The sequence below is a fragment of the Kribbella sp. NPDC020701 genome, from assembly GCF_055562215.1.
This window is the reverse complement of the sequence record NZ_JBVHFT010000013.1, coordinates 179,704-200,369: the sequence shown is the minus strand read 5'-3', so window position 1 is coordinate 200,369 and position 20,666 is coordinate 179,704. Positions and strand designations below refer to the sequence as shown.

Below are 20,666 nucleotides of genomic sequence, written 5' to 3'. Positions count from 1 at the left end.
AGTTGCTTCCGGAATCCGTGGGCAGGGTGCCACGGGTTTCGGACGCCACCGATCAGGGGCGCAGGCCGCGGTCGAAGGCCGCCACCAGGAAGGCGATCAGGTCCTCGGACAGACGGCCGGGATCCTCTGCCAGCGTGACACCGGGTGCCACACCGGATGGACGGGACAGTGCCTGGGACTGGTGCAGGGCCAGCAGGCCGAGCATGTTCACGTACCCGAACCCGACGGCCTCAGGCGTCGCGTGCGGCAGCGCGGCCTGGAGTGCGGCCAGGTAGCGCTTCTCGATGGGATCGGACTCCGCCGCGTACAGCTCGCGGATCCGCTGGCTCGGATCGAACGCGATCCGGCCGATGAAACGTGCGACCACGGCACCACGCTCGCCGCGGCGCATGACCAGCTCCAGTCCGGGCTCGATGAACGCCCGGATCAACTGCTCCTGCGTCGGCCGTCCGGAGGCTTCCAGCTGGTCCAGCCGGCGCCGCCGCTCGGTGTTGACCGGCGCCATCGCCCGCGAGACCGCAGCCCTCAGCAGGGCTTCCTTCGAACCGAAGTGATAGTTGACCGCCGCGATGTTCGCGGCCGCCGCGACCGTGATGGCGCGCAGCGATGTTCCCTCGTAACCCCCTTCTCCGAATCGTTGCTCAGCGACGTTGAGCAACCTCTCCCGGGTCGATTCGACCGATGTCTCCACAGAGTTCTCCTTCCCCCCGGGCCACTGCTCGCTCAGGCACCCCACCTGCTCACTCGCCGTAGCCTGCAGTCAGCATAGTTCAAGCGGTCGTTTGAACTGGAGGGCTCAGCTCTGTTATCTCCGAGAATTCCTCAGATTTCTCTGAAACTGCTTCTTTCCCACCGTGATCGGAACTCACACCTGTGTATTTCGCTCGCCGCCGCGCCCGTGGAAGGCGATGCGGTCGACACTGTGCCGGACGCTTGTTTGGCTACTCTGCGTGGCAAAGTGAGCGACCGAACGTGAGCGGTTGGGGTCCGGTCCTCGATTCTGGTTAGGGTCGTGGCCCATGAGCGTCGTTCGGGTTGAACAGCGGTTTCGGGGACCGGAGCGATCGGGCAACGGCGGCTACGTGGCCGGCCTGGTCGGCGCGGCGTTGGCTGGGCAGCTCGACGGGACCTCCGTGCCGCGCGTGACCCTGCGGATGCCACCGCCACTTGACCGGGACCTCGACCTCGCGGCGAACGCCGACGGGGTGCGGCTGACGGACGGGGACGCGCTGGTGGCGGACGGGTCGCCCGTCGACAGTGCCTTTCTCGCGGACGCGACGATCGACCCGGTGTCGCCGGAGGAGGCTCTGGCGGCGGAGGCGGCGTACCGCGGGCTGAGCAACCACCCGTTCCCGACGTGCTTCGTGTGCGGGCCCGCCAATGCCGGCGGGCTGCAGCTGAAGCCCGGGCCGGTCGGCGACGGGCGTACGGCGTGCACCTGGACGCCGGCCGCGGACCTCGCGAACGGCGACGGACTGGTGGACGAGACTTTCCTGTGGTCCGCGCTGGACTGCCCGGGCGGCTGGGCGATCGACCTGGAGGGCCGGCCGTCGGTCCTCGGCCAGTTGACCGCGTGCGTCGACGCGCGCCCGCCGGCCGGCGAGGAGTGCGTCGCGCTCGGCCGTTACCTCGGCGAGGACGGGCGCAAGACCTTCACCGCCAGCACCCTGTACGACGCCGACGGCCGGGTGCTCGCCCGCGCCCGGCACACCTGGATCATGGTCGACCCAGCTCTGTTCAACTAACGCCCGCGGGCCGCGTGGGCGCGGACCTTCGCGCGATTCCCGCAGGTCGCCATCGAGCACCAGCGGCGGCGGCCGCGCGGATCGAGGAACAGCCATCCGCAGGACGGGCAGACGCGGACGTGCGCCCGGGACGGGCCGGTGACCAACTCACCGGCCAGGAGCGCGAGTTGGTCGAGCGGCTTGGCCAGATCTTCCGGAAGCTCCCAACCGGCTCCCTCGTCGGTCGACACCAGTCGCCGTCGCCCGGAGGCCTTCTCGATCACCCGCGCCACCGCCTCCAAGGAGGTCGCCGCGCCGGTCAGGACGTCGTACAGGTCGGCGCGGAACTCCAGCGTCGTGGCGAGCCGCCGGGACGCCTCGGTCGGTTTCGCCGCGGCCTGCTCGATCAGCCGGAACACGGTCGCCGGCGGCAACAGGCCGACGTACGAGTTCCAGATCAGGAAGGCCTCGTACGACGTCAGCCACTCGGTCCGGGCCGGGCCAGGGGTGGTCCAGTCGGACCGAGTGTTGACGAAGTCGAGCACCGGGTCCGCGCCGATCGGCTTGGGCAGGACGACTCCCTGCACGAGCTCGAGATGTGACGGCAGCGCGGGCACGGTTCGGCTCTCAGCGGGTCGGCTGCGTGGTCGTGGTGGGCGTGGTCGGCACCGGGATGCTGACGTTGCCGTTCTGCGGGATCACCATGAACTGGATCTTGCCCGACTCGATCGCGGTCTTCAGCAGGTAGCCCTGCGCGCCGAGCATCGCGACCTGCTGCTTGACCGACTGCAGCTCGACGTTGACCTGCTGGTTCTTCTGCTCCTGGGTGGCCTTGGCCAGCTCGGCGCGCTGCTTGGCCTCCAGCCCGTCGATGATGCCCTTGTCCAGCGGCGTCGGCTTCTGGATCGTGAACGACAGCTCGCCGCAGTCGTTGTTGCCGTTGTACGACGGTCCGCAGAAGTAGTCACCGCCGACGGCGGCCGGCAGCAGCCGGGTGAACTCCTTGGCCGCTGCGGTCTGGAAGGCGGACTTCTTCGCCTCGTTGTTGTACAGCTCGGCCCAGGCGTAGTTGGTGGCGACCGCGGCCAGCGCCCGGTCGATCTGCGGGCGGAAGTAGGACTGCAGCATGTCGTTCCAGCCGCTCTCCTCGTAGGCCTCGGTCTTCAGGCCGATCCGCTCGTGGAAGGACTTGATCACGTCCTTGTCCCGGTTCAGCGTGAAGTACACCTGGACCCGGACGCCGAGCCGGACGTTGTCCTTGCTGACCACGGTGACCTCGTCGGCCGCATCGGTGTCGGCGCCGTCACCGCCGATGATGTACGAGCGCTGGTCGATCGGGTAGGTGTACAACGTGTCGCCCGGGCCGATCAGCTTGTTCGTCGAACCGGGCGGGATGATCGACTTGAACTTCTTCGCCTCGACCACGCCGCCGCCGTAGTGCAGGCCGATCCGGTTCGTGTCGGTGCTGGCGAAGTTGAAGATGTTGAACAGCACGATGATCAGGATGACGAACAGGACCAGACCGCCGATCACCTTGGCCTTCGTGCCCCCGCCGCGCACCCCCGTCGCGCTCCCCAGTTTTGCCATCAGTCGTCGAGCTCCTTGCTACGGTCCACCAGTCGCCGGATGTCGGCGAGGGTCAGGTCGGCGGTGACCGCGACGTCGCGCGGCACCGACGGATGCGAGGAGAGCGTACGCAAGCCCTGCTCCGCAGCCGCGACCGCCCGTTCCAGCGACCTGACCTCCTGCAGCAGCGCCCGATGCTCGGCGTTGACCGCGGCCAGGGCCCGCTCTGCCTGGGCAGCCCGGCGGTACGACGCCCACGCGAACCAGCCGGTTCCGATCAACAGCAGGATGGCCGGCAGCCCGAGTCTGATCATGGGTTCGATTGTCGTTCATCCCTGGGCGAAAACTGGTTGAACCCCGGGCGCGCGGACAGTAAGTTCGCAGTACACGCGAAGGGAGGTGGTCCAACGCATGAATTGCTATCGGACTCGTGAGGTGGCGGCGGGCTAACCGCCAACCACTGAATAAGTGGGACAAGTGGTCGGCCAATTCAACGCCAGCCACCGGGCCCGCGGGCAGTCAGGTCAGTCCGCCTGACCCAGAGTTCGGCCACCCGGTCGCGTTCTGGAAGTGCCCGCGGGCTTTTTTACGTCTCTGCGGGCGGCGGGCAGTCGAGGCCGAGTGCCTGGCCGATCTCGAAGAGCTGTGCCTCGAAGTAGGCGGAGGCATCCGGCAGCACCCAGTGCAGCTGACCGAAGATCTCCATGCAGATCAGGCCGTAGAGCCTCGTCCAGTAGGTCAGCGACAGATAGATGGCACCGGCCGGCATCCCGCCGAAGTGCTCTGACTCGCAGCTCAGCTGAGCGATCAGCTCGGACCCCAGCGCCTCGTCGGGCGGGTACGGGAACGGCTTCCAGTGCCAGATCTGCGCCACCAGGTCCTTGAACACCGATCCGAAGCGCATCGCGGCCTGATGCGGCGGAGTCTCGTCGTGGTCCTCCGCGTCCGGGCTCGCAACCGCAGTACCGAACAGGAGCGCGAACTCGGCCGGATGCGCCAGTCCCCAGTCCCGCAAGCCGTTGGCCAGCAGGTAGAGGCGCGCCCCCAGATCGACATCCTCGTCGGAACTCTGCAACGCCATCAGCGCCGCGGTCAGTTCGTCGTACAGGTCCGCGATCAGGGCGCCGATGAGGGCCTCGTGGCTCGGGAAGTACCGGTAGAGCGCGGGCGGGGTGAGGCCGAGTTCGCGAGCGACCGCGCGCAGGCCGACCGCGGCCGTACCGCCGCCGACCAGTAGCCGGCGGGCAGCCGCCTTGATCTCGGCCAGCGTCGCCGCTCGCCGCCGGTCCCGCCCGGTCCCACCGAGGTCCACTCGAAAACTCTCCTTGACATGGCTGTAGGGCAGGTGTTTAGAGTTAACACCGTTAACAGTTAACGGTGTTAGCTGAAGCAGCTGCCGCTCAAATCTACCGCCTGGGGAGAGTTCGTGTTCGAGACGCTCGGCCACTTCACGTACCGGCGCCGCCGTCTGGTGCTCGCCCTGACCGGAGTCTTCGTCGCCCTCGGGCTGGCCTGGGGCACCGGCGTGTTCGGCTCACTGGCCAACGGCGGCTTCGACGCGCCGAACACCGAGGCCGCCCGCGCGGTAGCGACGATCGAGCAGAACGTCGGCCGCACCGGAACCGATGTGATCGTGCTCTACCGGAGTTCTTCGCAGACCGTCGCCGACCCGGCCTTCCGGCAGTCCGTCGAGCAGCACCTGTCCACGTTGCCGTCCGCCGAGGTGACCGGCGCGAAGACCTACTGGAACACCAAGTCGCCGGTGTTCGTGTCCAAGGACCAGCACAGCACGTACGCCGTACTGACGCTGACCGGCGCGGATCAGGAGGAACGGCTGGCGACGTTCCATCGGATCGCCGACAAGGTCCGGACCGCCCCGCCCGGACTGGACGCCGAGGTCGGTGGCGAGATCGCGGTGTTCGACGAGGTGAACACCCAGACCGAGCACGACATCGTCCGGGCCGAGACGATCTCGACGCCGATCGTGCTGGTGCTGCTGGTGGTCGTCTTCGGTGGTCTGGTCGCGGCGTCGCTGCCGCTCTTCGTCGGCGCGCTCGCGATCCTGGGCGCCTTCGTGTTGCTGCGCGGGCTGTCCGCGGTCACCGACGTGTCGATCTTCTCGATCAACATCGTCACGATGATCGGGCTCGGGCTGGCGATCGACTACGCGTTGTTCATCGTCACCCGGTTCCGCGAGGAGCTTGCCAAGGGCAATGATGTGGAGACGGCGCTGACCGCGACGATGGCGACGGCCGGGCGGACGGTCGCGTTCTCCGGCGTCACGGTCGGGGTCGCGATCAGCAGCCTGGCACTGTTCCCGGTGATGTTCCTGCGCTCGATGGCGTACGGCGGTGTGGCCGCGGTGGTCGTGGCAATGACGGCGGCGTTGACCGCACTGCCGGCACTACTCGCGGTGCTCGGCCATCGGGTCAACAGTCTGCGGGTCTTCAAGTCCCGTAAGGCTGTCGCCGAGCACGGGGCCTGGTATCGGCTTGCGCACAGTGTGATGCGGCGGCCGGTGCGGTACGTGCTCGTGCTGATCCCGGTGCTGCTGATCCTCGGGATTCCCTTCCTGCAGGCGCAGTTGGGTGGGGTCGACCATCGGGCGTTGCCGTCCGGTGCGACCTCGCGGACCGTGACCGAGACCCTGCAGCGCGACTTCGCCGGCGCCGGTGGGTCGGACATCTTCGTGGCGGTGCGGTTCTCTTCGCCGCCGGCCGACCCGGCTGCCGCGCTGTCGCCGTATCTGGGGTCTCTGCGGCAGATTGCCGATGTCGACGGCGCTCAGCTCGGGGGCTACGAGAACGGCGTCGCGTCGGTGGTCGTGCACACGCATTACACCGCGCAGGAGTTGCCCGCGCGGGACGTCGTACACGGTGTGCGGGCGGTCGCGGCGCCGGGTGGGACCCAGGTCGAGGTCGGTGGTGAGACGGCGGCGGTGATCGACCTCCTTGATGTGTTGAAGCAGCGGGCGCCGTACATGGCCGGGTTCATCGTGCTGGTCACGTTCGTTCTGCTGTTCCTTGCGTTCGGCTCCTTCGTGCTGCCGGCCAAGGCGCTGGTGATGAACGTGCTGTCGCTGTCGGCGGCGTTCGGGGCGATGGTGTGGATCTTCCAGGACGGGCATCTGTCCGGGCTGCTCGACTTCACCCCGGCCGGGTTCCTCGACGCGACCAACCCGGTGCTGCTGTTCGCCGTCCTGTTCGGGCTGTCGATGGACTACGAGGTGTTCCTACTCAGCCGGATCCGGGAGGAGTACGACCGGACCGGCGACAACACGCAGGCGGTCGCGCTCGGGCTGCAGCGGACCGGCGGGATCATCACCAGTGCGGCGTTGCTGCTGATCATCGTGGTCGCGGCGTTCTCCACCTCGGGCATCGTGTTCGTGAAGATGATCGGCGTCGGGCTGGTGATCGCGATCGCGCTGGACGCGACGATCGTGCGCGCGTTGCTGGTGCCGGCGACGATGCGGCTGCTCGGCCGGGCGAACTGGTGGGCGCCGAAGCCGCTGGTGCGGTGGTGGTCGCGGTACGGCTTCCGCGAGGAACCTCAGGGCTCTCAGGGCTCTCAGGGCTGGAGCCTGAGCAACTCCCAGTCGGACGAGTTGGTGCGGCGGTAGGCCAGGCGGTCGTGGAGGCGGCCGGTGCGGCCTTGCCAGAACTCGAACCTCTCCGGCTCGACCAGGTAGCCGCCCCAGAAGTACGGCGTCGAGATCTCGGTGCCCTCCGGCCACTGGCGCTCGTACGACGCGTACTGCAGGTCGAGCTCCTCGCGGGACTCGACCGGCCGGCTCTGCTGCGAGGCCCACGCACCGAGCTGTGAACCGCGCGGGCGGCCGGCGAAGTACTCGTCGACCTCGTCGGTGGGGAGCTTGGTCACGGTGCCTTCGACGCGGACCTGGCGCTCCATCGCGTGCCATGGGAACACGAGCGCGCAGTGCGGGTTCGCCGCGAGGTCCTCGGCCTTGCGGGACTGCTGGTTGGTGTAGAAGACGAGACCGCGCTGATCCAACCGCTTCAGCAGCACAGTCCGCGCCGACGGCCGGCCGTTGTTGTCCGCGGTCGCGAGCACCATGGCGTTCGGCTCCGGCAACCCCGCCTCGGTCGCCTGCGTCAGCCAGGCCTGGAACTGCACGATCGGATCGGAGTCCACCTGACTCTCGAGCAACTCCCCCAGCCCGTACACACGCCGCATCTCCGCAAGATCCACGCTCCGAGCCTACTTACTTGCCGAGGCTCCGCCACCCGCGCCCAACCGCAGTCCCCCGGAACCACCGCCAGAGGCTGGTGTGGGCAAGGGCGCGGATCGCAGGGTTTCGCGCGAGTCGCCGGGCTGGTGGTTTCGGTTGAACCGGCGCAACTGCCTTCAGCCGAACGGGTGGAGGGCTGGTCCCTGGCAAGTGACTGTTGATCTCGGCGAGGTGGTGGTCGAAGGTGGCTCGCCAGAGAGCTTGGCGGAGGGTGGCTTCGCCGGCGGCTGAGCTCGCACCGGCGACGGACGCCACCCACAGCGTGTTGAGTGCTCGGGGATCGAAGCCCTCGACGTCGCCGAGGAGGTCCTCGATCAGCTCGCGGTCGGGCGCGTCGGCCAAGCGCCGGATCCGGGTAGGCGTTCCGCGCGGTGCGCCCTGGGCAGGCTGGAAGAACGGGATGTCGGCCCACTCCGGGACAAGGCGACGTACGAGAGCGCGGTGCAGGGCGTTGTCGACCCGCTCGGACGGATCGAGGGCGAACGCGGCCCGCACGAACGCCGGGATCAGCAACGGCGACACCACCCCACTCCGCTCCCCCGTCGTACCCCACCGCCGCAGCCGCTCGACCACGTAGAAGTAGTCGATCATCGTCGCGTTCTCGATCCCCCCATGCACCGCGTCTCGCAGAACACGCTCGATCTGCTCAGCCACCGCAGCACGCGCTGGTTCGCTCGGCCCCGCGGTGGGCGTCAGCCGAACCTGCAGGCGGTTGCTGAAGGCATGCACCTTGCGCTGCAGCGGCAGCGCATCGAGTTGCAGTACGTCGGCCGGATAGAAGTGGCCGTGGGCAACCTCTCCACCAGCCCCGCCGATCGCCAGATGATCAACCGACGTCAGGCTCTTCGGCGGCGTATGGAACAGATAGCTCGCCGGCCGAAGCCCTTCCGCATACCGATGCCACCGCTGCGCCCGATCCACCAGCTCCAGTGGCTGCGGCTTGACCTGCTGCGGTCGTACCGGCTTCCCCGGAGTCTTACGACTAACGACGTGTTCGACAGCGACTGGCAGCGCACCGACGAGTGACTCCGCCACTTCCAGCTCACCAGGCACTGCCTCGTAGCTGTTGAGTTTGAGATCCACACCGGCGGCCAGGAACGCCGCGGCCACCACTCTGGAGTCCCGGCCGCCACTCAGGTCGACCGTCGGCCGGCCAGGCCACAGGCGTCCCACCGACCTCGCCACGTCCTGCAGTGCTTCGGCCGTCTCCTCCACCGTGTCCGGACTGTCCGTCGACCACACACTGGCTGTCTCGATCCGGCTGACCGTCCGTTGCCGACGGCTGCCATCGGCAAGGATGTGTGTCGCTCCCGGCACGGCCAGCACCCCGTCGTACGGCGTGCTGTCGTCCATGAACCAGCCGCAGGCCGCCGCGAAGTTCCAGCCGCGCGCAGCCGCCGTCGCGGGCTCACCGACGAAGAGCAGCGCTGCGACCGGGCGGTTGCTCCACACCCAGCCGTCGGACAGTCGCAACTGGAACAGACGGCCGACACCGACGGAGTCCGTGAACAGCTCCAGCCGTTCCTCCGCCGCGTCCAGCACGGCCATGGTGAACGGTGGAGCCAGTTCCAGGAAGCTCGCCGGAGTACGCCGTACCGCTCGCGCAAGCTGACCGGGAGCGTCGTACGGCGCGACATCGCCGACGACACGCTGATAGCCGAGTGGCGTGTGCAGACTGGCCACGCGGAGGTCACCGGCGTCATGCCAGGACGGCCAGAAGCAGTGGGCGTCGGGCCTGTCCCAGACGTGCAGTCCGATCGTGCTGCCGTCGTACCCCTGGTGCTTGGCCCGGTGATCCCAGAGGTCGCCGTAGTACGCCTCGACGCGGGCCCGGCCCGCGGCAGCCCGCACCACACCGTCGTGGGAGAAGGCGTAGGCGATCAGCGTCTCCATGCAGAGCCTGATGCAGGCTCCGCGGCGAAAGTTATCGCGGGGGCTGCTGGCCCGGGTATTGCTGTTGCTGCGGCTGGCCCGGGTGCGGCGGTTGTTGCTGCTGGCCCGGGTACCCACCCCACTGCTGCGGCTGCTGTCCCGGAAACATCGGGGGGTAGCCGCCCGTGTCCTGGAGCTGTCCCGGACCCTGGGGTCTCGCAACCCTGGCGTCGGAGATCCAGCGCCCGATGCCGGCGATCAGCAGGACGACCCCGAGCAGCAGCACCGACCCGTCCATCAGCAGGTACGGCGGAATCTTGGAGCCGGGGACCTGGAACAGCGTGAGCAGGTCGGACACCTGACGGATCGGCGCAACCTGAACGGCCAGCCCGGCGAGCGCCATCAGCGTGCCGGCTCCGACCATGACACCGGCACCGATCGTGCGCCCCGCCATCAGCAGGCCGAGCACGGCGGCGATGAGGAGCAACACCGCAAGCCACAGCACCCCGTGCTTGTCGATGCTGTCGAACCTGACCTGGCGGACGATCTGCATCTTGGCACCGGCGTACGAGGCGCCGACGATACCGGCGTAACCGGCGATGATCCCGAGCAGGAGCCCGAGGGCGGGGTTGGGCTTGGCTGCCATATCGGCGAGCGTAGTGGTGGAACGGGTCCACCACGCGACGTGCCGAGCTGGTCACACCTCTGTCCGGAGGTTACCGGCGAGAACTATGCTGCCTGGGCGCCCGGTGCGCGGTTATTGGTGGGCCGCGGACCGACCACGAGGACGAGGGAGTCGCATGTCAGATCCGAGGACCGAGGTGCAGCACGGGCTGGAGGGCGTGGTCGCCTTCGACACGCAGATCGCCGAGCCGGACAAGGAAGGTTCGGCGCTGCGCTACCGCGGCGTGGACATCGAGGACCTGGTCGGCCGGGTGCCGTTCGAGAATGTCTGGGGTCTGCTGGTCGACGGCGCGTTCACCCCGGGCCTCCCGCCGGCCGAGCCGTTCCCGCTGCCGGTCCACACCGGTGACGTGCGCGTCGACGTACAGTCCGCGCTGGCGATGCTCGCACCTGCCTGGGGTCTGCGGCCGCTCTACGACATCGACGACGTACAGGCTCGGGAAGACCTGTCCCGGGCCGCGGTGATGGCTCTGTCGTACGTCGCTCAGGCGGCTCGTGGCATCGGGCAACCGATGGTGCCGCAACGCGAGGTGGACAAGGCGAAGACGATCACCGAGCGGTTCATGATCCGGTGGCGTGGTGAGCCGGATCCCAAGCACGTACAGGCGGTGGACGCGTACTGGACGTCCGCGGCCGAGCACGGGATGAACGCATCCACCTTCACAGCACGGGTGATCGCGTCGACCGGTGCTGATGTCGCCGCGGCCCTGTCCGGTGCGGTCGGCGCGATGTCCGGCCCGTTGCACGGTGGGGCCCCGGCGCGCGTGCTGACGATGATCGAGGGCGTAGAGCGCGGTGGTGACGCCCGCTCGTACGTGAAGGGCTTGCTGGATGCTGGTGAGCGCTTGATGGGTTTCGGGCATCGCGTGTACCGCGCGGAGGACCCACGCGCTCGGGTGCTTCGTCGTACTGCGCGTGAGCTGGCGGCACCGCGCTATGAGGTCGCGGAGGCCCTGGAGCAGGCTGCGCTGGCGGAACTGCGGGAGCGGCGGCCGGATCGGGTGCTGGAGACCAACGTGGAGTTCTGGGCGGCGATCGTCCTGGACTTCGCGGAGGTGCCGCCGCCGATGTTCACATCGATGTTCACCTGTGCACGCACCGCCGGGTGGAGTGCGCACGTACTCGAGCAGAAGCGCACCGGCCGGCTGATCCGCCCGTCCGCGATCTACTCCGGCCCGAGCACCCGCCCGGCCGACTCCATCGTGGGCTGGAACCCGGACTGGGCCTAACGGTCCTGACTTGGTGAGCGGCCGGTGCGTTCCTTGTACTGGCGGCTGAAGTACGGGACGTCTGTGTAGCCGAGGGCGGCAGCGGTCTGGGTGACCGTCATGCCGGTCTCGGTCAGCAGCTCGTGCGCGCGGTCGATCCGCGACTGGATGACGTACTGCGCCGGCGACATCTCGAACTGCGCGACGAACCGGCGGGTGAATTGAGCCCGGGACAACGCCGCCCGGCGGGCCATCTCGGCCACAGTCCAGTCCCGGCCGGGGTCCTGCCGCAACTGCCGGGCGATCTCGTCGACCGCGGTGTCGGTCGCTCGACGGCCCGGGTTGTGTGCGGCGTCCCAGATCAGGCCGATCAGGTGCTCGAGGCACAGCTCGACGTGCCGTCGGCCCAGCGCATCGTCCCGGCGGTACGACGCGTCGCTCGTACGCGCGAGCACCCCGAGGAGCTCGCGGTCCATCACCTCACCCCAGCGCGGCTCGGTCGCCGCGCCCGGGTCGCTGTCGAAATGCATCCCGAAGACCAGCAGCCGCCGATGCGGATCGTGCGTCGCTTTCGGCGCGTCCCCTGGCTGGAACACGGCGCAGACCCCGCGGTGCAGCTCCTGCCGCTCGCCATCCAGTTCCAGCGACCCGCGGCCGTCGAGCACACACCACAACAGGTGGTCGGACAGTACGCGCGACGTCCACGACCAGCTCGGCTCACACCGCCAGAAGGTCGGCGGCGAGCGGATCTCGAGCGTCAGGCGATGCACCAAAAGTTCAACTCCTCGCGTGAATCCTCCGTGGCCGGAGTCCGGATCCGGGCAGGAGAATTGGTGTTCACAGGCAGACTAAGCCAGAGTCGCGGGAGTCGTGCATGAGCGTTTCATACAACATCGAGGAACAGTCCGCGGTGTACCGGGACGAGTTCGAGCGCACCGGGTACACCTTGGTGCGCGGGCTGTTCGGCATCGACGAGGTCGACCAACTGCGGGATCACTACATGGCGCTGCGGCACCGCGGAGCCGATCCCCACGACTTCGCCGGGCACAGCGCGACCGCCCGGGATCCCCTCAAGCGGTACCCGCGGATGGCGCAGATGCACCGGTGGGACGAGGATTCCTTGCGCTGGCTGATCGACCCGCGCATCGACGAGGTGATGACGGCGCTGCTCGGCAGGTCGCCGTACGCGGTGCAGACGATGATCTACTTCAAGCCGCCGGGCTCCCGCGGCCAGGCGCTGCACCAGGACAACTTCTACCTGAAGGCCGAGCCAGGCACCTGCGTGGCCGCGTGGATGGCGCTCGACCGGGTCGATCGTGCGAACGGCTGCCTCGAGGTCGTGCCCGGCAGTCACCGCTGGCCGATCCTGTGCACCGAGAAGGCGGACACCACAGTCAGCTTCACCGACATCACCGTCCCGCTTCCTGACCCGGAGGGCGCCGTACCGGTGGAGATGGAGCCAGGCGACGTGCTGTTCTTCCACGGCGCCCTGGTCCACGGGAGCAACCCGAACGTCACCACCGACCGCTTCCGGCGCGCGCTGATCGGCCACTACATCCAGGGCGACGCGGAGAAGGTGGCGCAGTACTACCACCCGGCGCTGCGGATGGACGGCTCCGAGCTGGAGCTCGACGTCGCCGAGGGTGGCGGCGCGTGTGGCGAGTGGACCGACACTCCGGACGGTCCCGTCGCGCTCATGACCGGCGTCCACAAGCTCACCCGCAAGCACGAGTGACTCCCCCGTCCACGGGTACGTCGCCGTACCCGTGGACGGCCCCGGTGGAGCGGTGGTTGGTGAGACCCGCGCGGGAGCCTGTGGTGGGGTGTGGGAGGATGGGGTGCGCTGACAGCGTCGTCGGCTTTCTGAACGCAGACGACGAAGGGAAAACGCTGGTGACCAGCGAGATTCTGATTCCTGCAGAGCTCAAGCCCGAGGACGGCCGCTTCGGCGCCGGTCCGTCGAAGGTACGCCCGGAGGCCGTCGCCGCGCTGGCGACCGAGGGCGCCAAGCTGCTCGGTACGTCGCACCGGCAAGCGTCGGTGAAGAACCTGGTGGCCCGGGTCCAGCAGGGTGTTTCCGACTTGTTCCAGCTGCCGGACGGCTACCAGGTGGTGCTCGGGAACGGCGGGTCGACCGCGTTCTGGGACATCGCGACGTTCGGGCTGATCCGGGAGAAGAGCCAGCACCTGAGCTTCGGTGAGTTCTCCTCGAAGTTCGCCAAGGCCGCGCAGCTCGCGCCGCACCTGGCCGACCCGACCATCGTGAAGTCCGACCCCGGCACGCGACCCGTCGCGGTCGCCGAAGCCGGCGTCGACCTGTACGCCTGGCCGCACAACGAGACCTCCACCGGCGTCATGGCGCCGGTCAAGCGGGTCGAGGGCGCCGACGAGGGTGCGCTGGTCGCGATCGACGCCACCTCGGGCGCGGGCGGCCTGCCCGTCGACATCAACGAGGTCGACGTCTACTACTTCGCGCCGCAGAAGTGCTTCGCCTCGGACGGCGGTCTGTGGATCGCCGTGATGAGCCCGGCCGCGCTGGCGCGGGTCGAGGAGATCACCGCGGCCGGCCGGTGGATCCCGGCGTTCCTGGACCTGGCGACCGCGGTGGACAACTCCAGCAAGCACCAGACGTACAACACGCCATCGCTGGCCACGCTGTTCCTGATGGCGGAGCAGACCGACTGGATCAACAGCCAGGGCGGCCTGGACTGGAGCGTCGGCCGGACGACCGACTCGAGCACCCGGCTCTACACCTGGGCCGAGAAGTCCGAGTACGCCACGCCGTACGTCGAGGACCCGGACGCCCGCTCGCTCGTCATCGGCACCGTCGATCTCGACGACACGATCGACGCCGCCGCGGTCGCGAAGACGCTGCGCGCCAACGGCATCGTCGACACCGAGCCCTACCGCAAACTCGGCCGCAACCAGCTCCGCGTCGCCATGTTCCCCGCTGTCAACCCCGACGACGTCGAAAAGCTCACCCAAGCCATCGACTACGTAGTCGAACGCCTGAAGTAACCACGCAGTCCCAACAGCCGCTGTCCCTCCCGGGGTGGCGGCTGTTGTCTGTCTGCCGCGTGCTGTGGGGAGGGGTGCCGCTGGTGGGACTAGGCGTGGTGGCGGCGGCGGGGGGTGGTTTGGGATTGGCCGGTGAGGCGGGCGTTCTCGGCCATGCGGTCTTGGCGTTCGCGGCGGCCCGGGGGGAAGGTGAAGATGGTGATGATGAGGGCGAAGAGGGCGGCGCCGATCAGGATCCAGCGCAGGTTGTGACTCTTGCTGGAGCCGGTGCCATTCGCGTCGGCGCCGGCGGCGGGTTTGGGGGTCGCGGTGGCGCCGGCGGGCGGTGGTGAGGCGGCTCGTTTGGCGGGGACCTGGACCTGGTAGACCGCCGAGTTGGGACCCTCGTTGCCGGCCAGGACCGTGTTGTCCGTCTGACCGACGGCGATCGACTCCCCTTGGCCGAACGGAACAGCGCCGCGGGCGACCACCGTCGGGGTGTCACCCCACGCGACGGTAGCGATGTCGACGTACGTCCGGAACACCGCACGCTGCCCGTCCGGGAGGAACGTGCCGTCGGTGATGGCGCCGGACGGCGCCGGGGCGAGTTTGGTCAGCTCGTTCGTACCCTCGCGCGAGGGTGCCGGCGGGGCCGCGTAGATCCCGCCGGTGCCCTTCGTCGTCTTCGTGACGATGTAGAGCTGGTTGGTACCGGGCTCGACCAGCAACGTCTCGGCGTCGTGCGCCCCGTCCGGATACGTGAAGTCGAACCGGTGGTACTTGACGTTGTCGGAATCCTCCAGCGACTCCGGCTCCGGCATCGTGTAGATCTCGACCATGTCCCGGTTGGCCTTGTTGTCGCCGATGTCCGCGACGTAGATCGTGCCGTCGCGACCGACCCCGACCGCCTCGACGTCCTTCACCTGCGCGTTGAACCGCAGGACCGCCTTCACCTTGCCGCTGGTGTCGATGGCGAACGCGCGGGCGATGTCGCTCGAGTCGTTCACGGTCCAGTAGATGCCCGGGTGTTTCTGGCTCTTCGCCAGCCCCGACGACTCCTTGATCCGCGCGTCCCGGATCGTGAACAGCTTCTTCGCCGCCGGCGTCGGATCCGCCGCGGGCAGCAAAGCAGCAGCCTGCGCGGAGTGAGCCGCCGGAGCGGAGTACGCGGCCGGAGCGGAGTGAGCAACCGGAGCGGAGTGAGCAACCGGAGCGGTCGCGGTCGCCGAACCGGTGGCCGAGGCCGCGCTGGGCAGCGCTGCGCCGGCGAGGGCGATCAAGGCCGCGGCCGTCAGGGCCAGCGCAGTCCGGACCGGGGCGGTCAGGGCGGAGGTTGTCCGGAGGTGTCTCAAGGCGTCACCTCGGAGCCGGCCGCCTGATCGGCCGGCGGAAGCAGCAGCTGAGCCAGGCGTGGCGTGACCTGCCACTCGGTGATCAGCGTCTGATACTCGGACTGGAGTTCGGCGGTGGGTTTGGCGCCGGTACGCGCGGCCCGGAGCAGGAGGTTGCGCGGGGTGTGCTGACTGTCCACGAACTGCACGACCTCCACTCGGTATCCCACCTGTCTCAGGACCGCCGCCCGGAGAGAATCCGTCAGGACGTCGGCGAACCGCTCACGAACGATGCCATATCGCGTCATCAGCGCATAAGGCGCCGGTGGTGTGACGCTCTTGAGCTGCTTTTGGATGTCGTGATGACAGCACGGAGCTGCGAGGACGAGCGGAGCCTCCCAGCCGACCGCCCGCGCCAGCGCGTCGTCGGTCGCCGTGTCGCACGCGTGCAGCGCCAGTACGACGTCGGGGCGTACGTCGAGCTCCGCGGCCTGGATGGTCGCGTCGACGAAGCGCAGGTGCTCCTGCCAGCCGAGCGCCTCGACCACCCGGGTGTTCCGTTTCCGGGCCGCCGGATTGTGGTCGATACCGGTCATCCGGACGTCGTGCCCGGCCGCGGCCAGCAGGTGATACGCGGCCAGGGTCAGGTAGGCGTTGCCGCAGCCCAGGTCGACGACCTGCAGCGGTCGACCGGTCGCGATCCGGCCCGCAGCGACCGCCTCGTCCAGCGCAGGCTCGAGCAGCTTGCAGAACTCCTCGATCTGCTTGTACTTCGCCTGCCTCGACGGCTTCACCCGGCCGTGGTGGTCGCTGATGCCCAGCTCGATCAGGAACGGCGCGGCCGGGTCGAGCACGCGTTGTTTCACCCGGTCGTGGCTGGTCTCCTGCTCGCGGCTGTCCTCCTGCCGGTGCAGCAGCTCCTTGCCCTTCTTGGTGTACCGCAGCCGCAGTGTCTCGGCGGTCGTCTCGACGTGCCATGTCCCGTACGGCAGGTCCAGAAGCTCGTCGACGGCCTTCTCGACTTCGGGTCCCGCGACGTTGCGGGTGTGGGCCTGGCGTTCGTCGAACTCGGTGATCTGCAGGTGGCGGTGCCCCTTGAGGTCGACGTACCGCAGCTCGACCCGAAGGTAGTGCGGCGGCTCCAGCCCGCGACGGCGTCCGGACGCGAGCGCCCGGACGAGACCGGTCTGGTCCACCAGCGCCGCGCGAACCACCTCCCACGCGCCAGACTCCCCCGCGCCAGACTCCTTCGCGCCAGACTCCCGCGCGCCGGACTCCTCCTGCGACACCGAGGCGGGACCGCCGGACGTCGCCTGCCCATCCGGGACTGCGCCGACGGGACCCAAGTGCACCTCTGCCTGCATCGCGCCATTGTCGCCGACCGCTCCAACGGATCACAAAGAGGTCTCGCCGACAGACAGTTGTGGATGCCGAACTCATAGCAGCTTCTGGTCTTCGGGGAGGAGGCCGAGGCCTCGGAGGCGGGTAGCGATGCCGCCTTCCTGGCGGCCGAGGGTGGCGACCAGGTCGTCCTTGGTGGCGCCCTTCTGGTACATCTCGGCCAGGGTCTGCTCGTCGTCGGCGGTCCACGGGCGGAACGCGTTCGGGTGGTTCTTGCGGGCGGCCTTGATCTTGCGGGTCATCGAGCGGGGGTCCAGCAGTTCCAGGGAGCGGATCCGGGCCTGGCGGTGCCGGCCGACCTCCTCGCCCTCGCGCCAGAACACCACCGCCCCGTCGTCGAACGTCATCAGGTCGGCGGGGACGTCGCAGTAGTCGGCGTCCTCGAGCATCACTCGCAACATGGGTTGGTCTCTCCGTTTCGTGGCGCGGACCGGCGCGGCCGGTCCCTGTCTCACCGGAGAAGATGCCGCGCTTCCACCCGGCCACAGCGGCCGATTCGGAACCTGTGGACAACCAATCGCAGAACTTGTTTGCAAAAATACTTTGCAAAGAGTCTTTGCAGTCCTACGATCGATGCCATGAGCGAGAAGAACGAGCCCGAGGAAGTGACCCAGCAGGGCGTGGCCGGAAGCAGTGTCCGGCTGGACCGGCATCTGGTCCGGGCGCTGGCGCATCCGATGCGGAATCGGATGCTCGGGCTGCTGCGGATCTACGGGCCGCAGACGGCCACCACGCTGGCGGGACGGCTCGGGGTGAACACCGGCGCCACCAGCTATCACCTCCGGCAGCTGGCCGAGGCGGGGCTGGTGGTCGAGGACGACAGCCGCGGGAACGCGCGGGACCGGTGGTGGAAGTCGGCACACCAGGGGACCGAGTTCGACGCCGCCGAGCTGCTGGATCAGGAGCCCGAGCTGGCGCTGGGGTTCTTGCACGGCATCGGGCAGACGTACGCCGAGAACATGTTCGGCTTCATCGACGCGATGCAGACGCTGCCGCCGGAGTGGCAGGAAGCCAGCATGCTGTCCGACTACATGTTCCATCTGCGGCCGGAGGAGATGGCCGCGATGATGCGCGAGGTCATGGCGGTGTTCGAGAAGTACAAGACACCCGATCTGACCGCACCGCTGCCGGATGGCGCCGAGCAGGTCACGGTGCAGATCCAGGCCTACCCACGCGAGACCCGCTGAGTGCTGCGACCCCAAGAAAGGTGAGGAACATGGGTGATGAGACGCGCTACCGGGCGCCGTTGGTCGCATTCCTGGTGGCGAACGTCGTGTCCATCTGCGGGACCCGGGTCAGCGCCATCGCGATTCCATGGTTCGTCCTGACGACCACGGGATCGCCTGTAAAGACAGGGATCGTCGCACTCGCGGAGATGGGCCCGCTGGTGCTGGTCAAGGCGATCGGCGGCCCGCTGATCGACCGTGTGGGTGCCCGGCGGATCAGCGTGCTCGCGGACATCGCGAGTACCGGAGTAGTTGCCCTGATCCCCTTGCTGCACACGCTGCACATGCTGTCGTTTCCAATCTTGCTCACCCTGGTAGCCATCGCAGGAGCACTCCGGGGACCAGGTGATGCAGCCAAGGGCACGCTGATTCCCGACATCGCGCGGGCAGCAAGGGTCCCGTTGGAGCGCGTGACCGGGCTGGAGAGTACGACGGAACGCCTGGCCAGCTTCTTCGCGTACGCCCTGGCCGGCGGACTCATCACCCTCGTCGGAACGGTCAACGCCCTGTGGATCGACGCCGCGTCCTTCGGCGTCTGCGCCGTACTTATCTACTGCTGGATCCCCCGGCACCACGAGAAGACCGTCAAGACCGAGGACGGGTACGGCGAAAGGCTCCTGGAGGGCTGGCGGTTTCTCCGCAAGGACAAGCTGATGATGCCGCTCGTGGTGATGATCGCCGTGACCAACCTCCTCGATGCGGCCGTCGGCGCCGTACTGCTTCCCGTCTGGATCAAGGACCACGGCTTCGGGCCCGGCCACACCAGCCTGATCCTCACGTCGTTCGGAGTGACCGCCACGTTGTTCGCACTGCTCGCGTCCGCCGTCGGCGAGCGCATCCCGCGCAAACTGGTCTTCACGGTCGCATTCCTGATCTGTGGTGCGCCGCGCTTCGTCGTGATGGCGTTCGACGCTCCGATCTGGGCAGTGATGGCCATCTACGCGGTCGGTGGGATCGGAGCCGGCTTCATCAACCCCGTGCTCGGGGCGCTGTTCATCGAGCGGATCCCCCGCCCGATGCTGGGCCGGGTCAGCTCACTGGCCGACGCAGTCTGCTGGACCGGCGTGCCACTCGGCGGGATCGTGGCGGGCGCTGCGATCGCCGGTATCGGCCTGGCGCCCGCACTGCTCGCAGCCGGCGCGGTCTACCTCGTTGCGACCATGTCACCGGTGCTGATCGGCCGCCACGAGAACTGGAAGGCTACACAGGATCCGACGGGTCCTGCGGAAACGGCGGCTCCGAAGGATCCGGTGGCAGTCGCATCGTCTTAGCCTTGCTGACCTCAGTCTGCTTGCGTCGCAGCCGGTCGCGCTCGGCCTTCAGCAGGCCGAGCAGCACCAGATCGAGGAGCATCCCGAACACCGCGGCGAACTGTGTCCCGGCGAACTGGAACACCTGGGTCACCAACAGCGACGTCAGCACCGCCAGCTCGAACAACCGGACCGCCCGGGCCCGGTTCCCCTTCCGCAGCTGCCATGCACCGCGCGCCGTGAAAGATGCCGACAGCAAGCTCCCGGCTGCCACTCCGAGCACCGGGAAGTCGGTGTACAGACCGTTGTCGAACCGGACCGCGGCCGCGATCGCCGGCGCACCGATCGCCTGGATGACCAGTACGACGACCGCCACCCGAGGCGCGAGTGGATGCGTGGCCAGCCGGTCGAACCCCCGCTGGATGGCCCGCCACCCGGCGTCCACCGGAGCGGCAAGCTCCACCTCGTCGGCGGGGCAGGCCGCCAGCAGCTCACGTGTCTCGCGACGACCGGCCACCTCCGGCCCCACCTGACGGAGCTGCTCCGAGGCCTGCGCGAGCCGGCGCCGGGACAGGCCGCCCGCCACACCCTCGACCGCGTGGTCGATCACGTTCGCGAGCTGCTCGCGCGGATCAATCGGCCGCCGCGTGGTGAGGAACCGGGTCGCGAGCACGATCAGCACGAAGACGACGTACACGATCGCCGCGGTCGGTTGGTAGAAGTAGTCGTTGTCCGAGGTGACGAACTTCCCGACCTCGTCGATGAACAGGCCGAAGCCGACGCCGCCGACCAGTGCGGCCGCGGGTCGTACGACGGGACCGACGTACCCGAGCAGCAGCGAGATCGAGATCAGCATCAGCAGGCCGCCCGGGAGCACGTGGGCGATGTGCAGGCCCTTCCCGCCGATCTGCGGGTAGCCGCTCAGGCTGAGGATCAGCCGGGTGACCAGGACCGTCGCCACGCCGGACACCACGAAGGTGGTCAGGTGCTCCGCCGACCGCACGTTGCGGACCAGACCGGCCCGCATCAGGTATGAGGACCGCGCACTGGAGCTCATGCGCCAGAACCTTAGCGGGGGCTGTGGATTCACGCTGATGAATACGAATCCACTGCGCTCTTGCGCATCCTCCGGAGCCGTCCTACTCTCTCGCGTAGTGG

20 protein-coding genes are annotated in these 20,666 nt (G+C 68.5%); 7 read left to right on the top strand and 13 right to left on the bottom strand.

From position 1 onward, the window contains the following. Window positions 1-52: 52 nt before the first annotated feature. Window positions 53-691, bottom strand: coding sequence for a TetR/AcrR family transcriptional regulator (locus ACZ3HV_RS29205; RefSeq protein ID WP_465688688.1), 639 nt, complete (start codon window positions 689-691; stop codon window positions 53-55). A gap of 328 nt (window positions 692-1,019) precedes the next feature. Between ACZ3HV_RS29205 and ACZ3HV_RS29200 the strand changes: the two genes are divergently transcribed. After that, on the top strand, window positions 1,020-1,745 hold the full coding sequence (locus ACZ3HV_RS29200) for a PaaI family thioesterase (RefSeq protein WP_465688686.1): 726 nt from the start codon (window positions 1,020-1,022) through the stop codon (window positions 1,743-1,745). On the opposite strand, the gene ACZ3HV_RS29195 is transcribed toward ACZ3HV_RS29200, so the two are convergent. The 4 genes from ACZ3HV_RS29195 to ACZ3HV_RS29180 form a co-directional block, all read right to left on the bottom strand. After that, window positions 1,742-2,341, bottom strand: a complete 600-nt coding sequence (locus ACZ3HV_RS29195; RefSeq protein ID WP_465688684.1) for a CGNR zinc finger domain-containing protein — start codon at window positions 2,339-2,341, stop codon at window positions 1,742-1,744. The genes ACZ3HV_RS29200 and ACZ3HV_RS29195 overlap by 4 nt on opposite strands. A gap of 10 nt (window positions 2,342-2,351) precedes the next feature. After that, entirely contained in the window at window positions 2,352-3,311 is a 960-nt protein-coding gene (locus ACZ3HV_RS29190; protein WP_465688682.1) for an SPFH domain-containing protein, read from the bottom strand. Continuing rightward, a complete protein-coding gene (locus ACZ3HV_RS29185; RefSeq protein ID WP_465688680.1) occupies window positions 3,311-3,604 on the bottom strand; it encodes a hypothetical protein in 294 nt (97 codons plus the stop codon). The genes ACZ3HV_RS29190 and ACZ3HV_RS29185 overlap by 1 nt, the downstream gene beginning before the upstream one ends. A 272-nt stretch (window positions 3,605-3,876) precedes the next feature. Continuing rightward, window positions 3,877-4,602, bottom strand: a complete 726-nt coding sequence (locus ACZ3HV_RS29180) for a TetR/AcrR family transcriptional regulator (RefSeq protein WP_465688678.1) — start codon at window positions 4,600-4,602, stop codon at window positions 3,877-3,879. Between the two features lie 114 nt (window positions 4,603-4,716). On the opposite strand from ACZ3HV_RS29180, the gene ACZ3HV_RS29175 reads away from it, so the two are divergent. Continuing rightward, window positions 4,717-6,909 carry an MMPL family transporter gene (locus tag ACZ3HV_RS29175; protein ID WP_465688676.1) on the top strand — a complete coding sequence of 731 codons (2,193 nt, stop codon included), beginning with the start codon at window positions 4,717-4,719 and terminating at the stop codon, window positions 6,907-6,909. Here ACZ3HV_RS29175 and pdxH read toward each other — a convergent pair. The 3 genes from pdxH to ACZ3HV_RS29160 are packed head-to-tail and all read right to left on the bottom strand — an operon-like array spanning window position 6,858 to window position 10,057. Beyond that, window positions 6,858-7,499, bottom strand: coding sequence for a pyridoxamine 5'-phosphate oxidase (gene pdxH, locus ACZ3HV_RS29170; RefSeq protein ID WP_465688674.1), 642 nt, complete (start codon window positions 7,497-7,499; stop codon window positions 6,858-6,860). The two genes, ACZ3HV_RS29175 and pdxH, sit on opposite strands and share 52 nt — an antisense overlap. Before the next feature lie 13 nt (window positions 7,500-7,512). Continuing rightward, window positions 7,513-9,432 (bottom strand): hypothetical protein, encoded by a 1,920-nt coding sequence (locus ACZ3HV_RS29165; protein ID WP_465688672.1) that lies wholly within the window; start codon window positions 9,430-9,432, stop codon window positions 7,513-7,515. 31 nt (window positions 9,433-9,463) lie between these two features. Further along, on the bottom strand, window positions 9,464-10,057 hold the full coding sequence (locus ACZ3HV_RS29160; protein ID WP_465688670.1) for a hypothetical protein: 594 nt from the start codon (window positions 10,055-10,057) through the stop codon (window positions 9,464-9,466). Window positions 10,058-10,211: 154 nt separating this feature from the next. On the opposite strand from ACZ3HV_RS29160, the gene ACZ3HV_RS29155 reads away from it, so the two are divergent. Then, window positions 10,212-11,324: a citrate synthase 2 gene (locus tag ACZ3HV_RS29155; RefSeq protein WP_360376237.1), complete on the top strand. Its 1,113-nt coding sequence runs from the start codon at window positions 10,212-10,214 to the stop codon at window positions 11,322-11,324. Here the strand turns inward: ACZ3HV_RS29155 and ACZ3HV_RS29150 are convergent. Beyond that, window positions 11,321-12,073 carry a helix-turn-helix domain-containing protein gene (locus tag ACZ3HV_RS29150; RefSeq protein ID WP_465688668.1) on the bottom strand — a complete coding sequence of 251 codons (753 nt, stop codon included), beginning with the start codon at window positions 12,071-12,073 and terminating at the stop codon, window positions 11,321-11,323. The two genes, ACZ3HV_RS29155 and ACZ3HV_RS29150, sit on opposite strands and share 4 nt — an antisense overlap. A gap of 104 nt (window positions 12,074-12,177) precedes the next feature. Here ACZ3HV_RS29150 and ACZ3HV_RS29145 point away from each other — a divergent pair, with 104 nt between their 5' ends. Continuing rightward, the gene (locus tag ACZ3HV_RS29145) at window positions 12,178-13,038 is read left to right on the top strand and encodes a phytanoyl-CoA dioxygenase family protein (protein ID WP_465688666.1); all 861 of its coding nucleotides are present in this window, start codon (window positions 12,178-12,180) and stop codon (window positions 13,036-13,038) included. Between the two features lie 158 nt (window positions 13,039-13,196). Next, on the top strand, window positions 13,197-14,321 hold the full coding sequence (serC, locus tag ACZ3HV_RS29140; RefSeq protein WP_465688664.1) for a phosphoserine transaminase: 1,125 nt from the start codon (window positions 13,197-13,199) through the stop codon (window positions 14,319-14,321). A gap of 89 nt (window positions 14,322-14,410) precedes the next feature. On the opposite strand, the gene ACZ3HV_RS29135 is transcribed toward serC, so the two are convergent. From ACZ3HV_RS29135 to ACZ3HV_RS29125, 3 genes are all read right to left on the bottom strand, one after another. Next, the gene (locus tag ACZ3HV_RS29135) at window positions 14,411-15,652 is read right to left on the bottom strand and encodes a hypothetical protein (protein ID WP_465688662.1); all 1,242 of its coding nucleotides are present in this window, start codon (window positions 15,650-15,652) and stop codon (window positions 14,411-14,413) included. Beyond that, a complete protein-coding gene (locus tag ACZ3HV_RS29130) occupies window positions 15,649-16,995 on the bottom strand; it encodes a class I SAM-dependent methyltransferase (RefSeq protein WP_465688660.1) in 1,347 nt (448 codons plus the stop codon). Before ACZ3HV_RS29130 ends, ACZ3HV_RS29135 begins: the two co-directional genes overlap by 4 nt. 72 nt (window positions 16,996-17,067) lie before the next feature. Continuing rightward, window positions 17,068-17,433 (bottom strand): hypothetical protein, encoded by a 366-nt coding sequence (locus tag ACZ3HV_RS29125; RefSeq protein ID WP_360376225.1) that lies wholly within the window; start codon window positions 17,431-17,433, stop codon window positions 17,068-17,070. A gap of 177 nt (window positions 17,434-17,610) precedes the next feature. Between ACZ3HV_RS29125 and ACZ3HV_RS29120 the strand changes: the two genes are divergently transcribed. Further along, the gene (locus tag ACZ3HV_RS29120) at window positions 17,611-18,219 is read left to right on the top strand and encodes a helix-turn-helix domain-containing protein (RefSeq protein WP_465688657.1); all 609 of its coding nucleotides are present in this window, start codon (window positions 17,611-17,613) and stop codon (window positions 18,217-18,219) included. Between the two features lie 29 nt (window positions 18,220-18,248). Beyond that, complete coding sequence (locus tag ACZ3HV_RS29115; protein WP_465688655.1) at window positions 18,249-19,529, top strand: MFS transporter; 1,281 nt, start codon at window positions 18,249-18,251, stop codon at window positions 19,527-19,529. On the opposite strand, the gene ACZ3HV_RS29110 is transcribed toward ACZ3HV_RS29115, so the two are convergent. Then, a complete protein-coding gene (locus tag ACZ3HV_RS29110; RefSeq protein WP_465688653.1) occupies window positions 19,459-20,565 on the bottom strand; it encodes a hypothetical protein in 1,107 nt (368 codons plus the stop codon). The genes ACZ3HV_RS29115 and ACZ3HV_RS29110 overlap by 71 nt on opposite strands. Window positions 20,566-20,666 lie beyond the last annotated feature (101 nt).

What these genes read in the sequence shown, in the direction of transcription:
- ACZ3HV_RS29200 (WP_465688686.1), top strand. Translation starts at nt 1,020, where the DNA reads ATGAGCGTCGTTCGGGTTGAACAGCGGTTTCGGGGACCGGAGCGATCG.
- ACZ3HV_RS29190 (WP_465688682.1), bottom strand. Translation starts at nt 3,311, where the DNA reads ATGGCAAAACTGGGGAGCGCGACGGGGGTGCGCGGCGGGGGCACGAAG.
- ACZ3HV_RS29185 (WP_465688680.1), bottom strand. Translation starts at nt 3,604, where the DNA reads ATGATCAGACTCGGGCTGCCGGCCATCCTGCTGTTGATCGGAACCGGC.
- ACZ3HV_RS29165 (WP_465688672.1), bottom strand. Translation starts at nt 9,432, where the DNA reads ATGGAGACGCTGATCGCCTACGCCTTCTCCCACGACGGTGTGGTGCGG.
- ACZ3HV_RS29160 (WP_465688670.1), bottom strand. Translation starts at nt 10,057, where the DNA reads ATGGCAGCCAAGCCCAACCCCGCCCTCGGGCTCCTGCTCGGGATCATC.
- ACZ3HV_RS29155 (WP_360376237.1), top strand. Translation starts at nt 10,212, where the DNA reads ATGTCAGATCCGAGGACCGAGGTGCAGCACGGGCTGGAGGGCGTGGTC.
- ACZ3HV_RS29145 (WP_465688666.1), top strand. Translation starts at nt 12,178, where the DNA reads ATGAGCGTTTCATACAACATCGAGGAACAGTCCGCGGTGTACCGGGAC.
- ACZ3HV_RS29130 (WP_465688660.1), bottom strand. Translation starts at nt 16,995, where the DNA reads ATGCAGGCAGAGGTGCACTTGGGTCCCGTCGGCGCAGTCCCGGATGGG.
- ACZ3HV_RS29125 (WP_360376225.1), bottom strand. Translation starts at nt 17,433, where the DNA reads ATGTTGCGAGTGATGCTCGAGGACGCCGACTACTGCGACGTCCCCGCC.
- ACZ3HV_RS29120 (WP_465688657.1), top strand. Translation starts at nt 17,611, where the DNA reads ATGAGCGAGAAGAACGAGCCCGAGGAAGTGACCCAGCAGGGCGTGGCC.
- ACZ3HV_RS29115 (WP_465688655.1), top strand. Translation starts at nt 18,249, where the DNA reads ATGGGTGATGAGACGCGCTACCGGGCGCCGTTGGTCGCATTCCTGGTG.
- ACZ3HV_RS29110 (WP_465688653.1), bottom strand. Translation starts at nt 20,565, where the DNA reads ATGAGCTCCAGTGCGCGGTCCTCATACCTGATGCGGGCCGGTCTGGTC.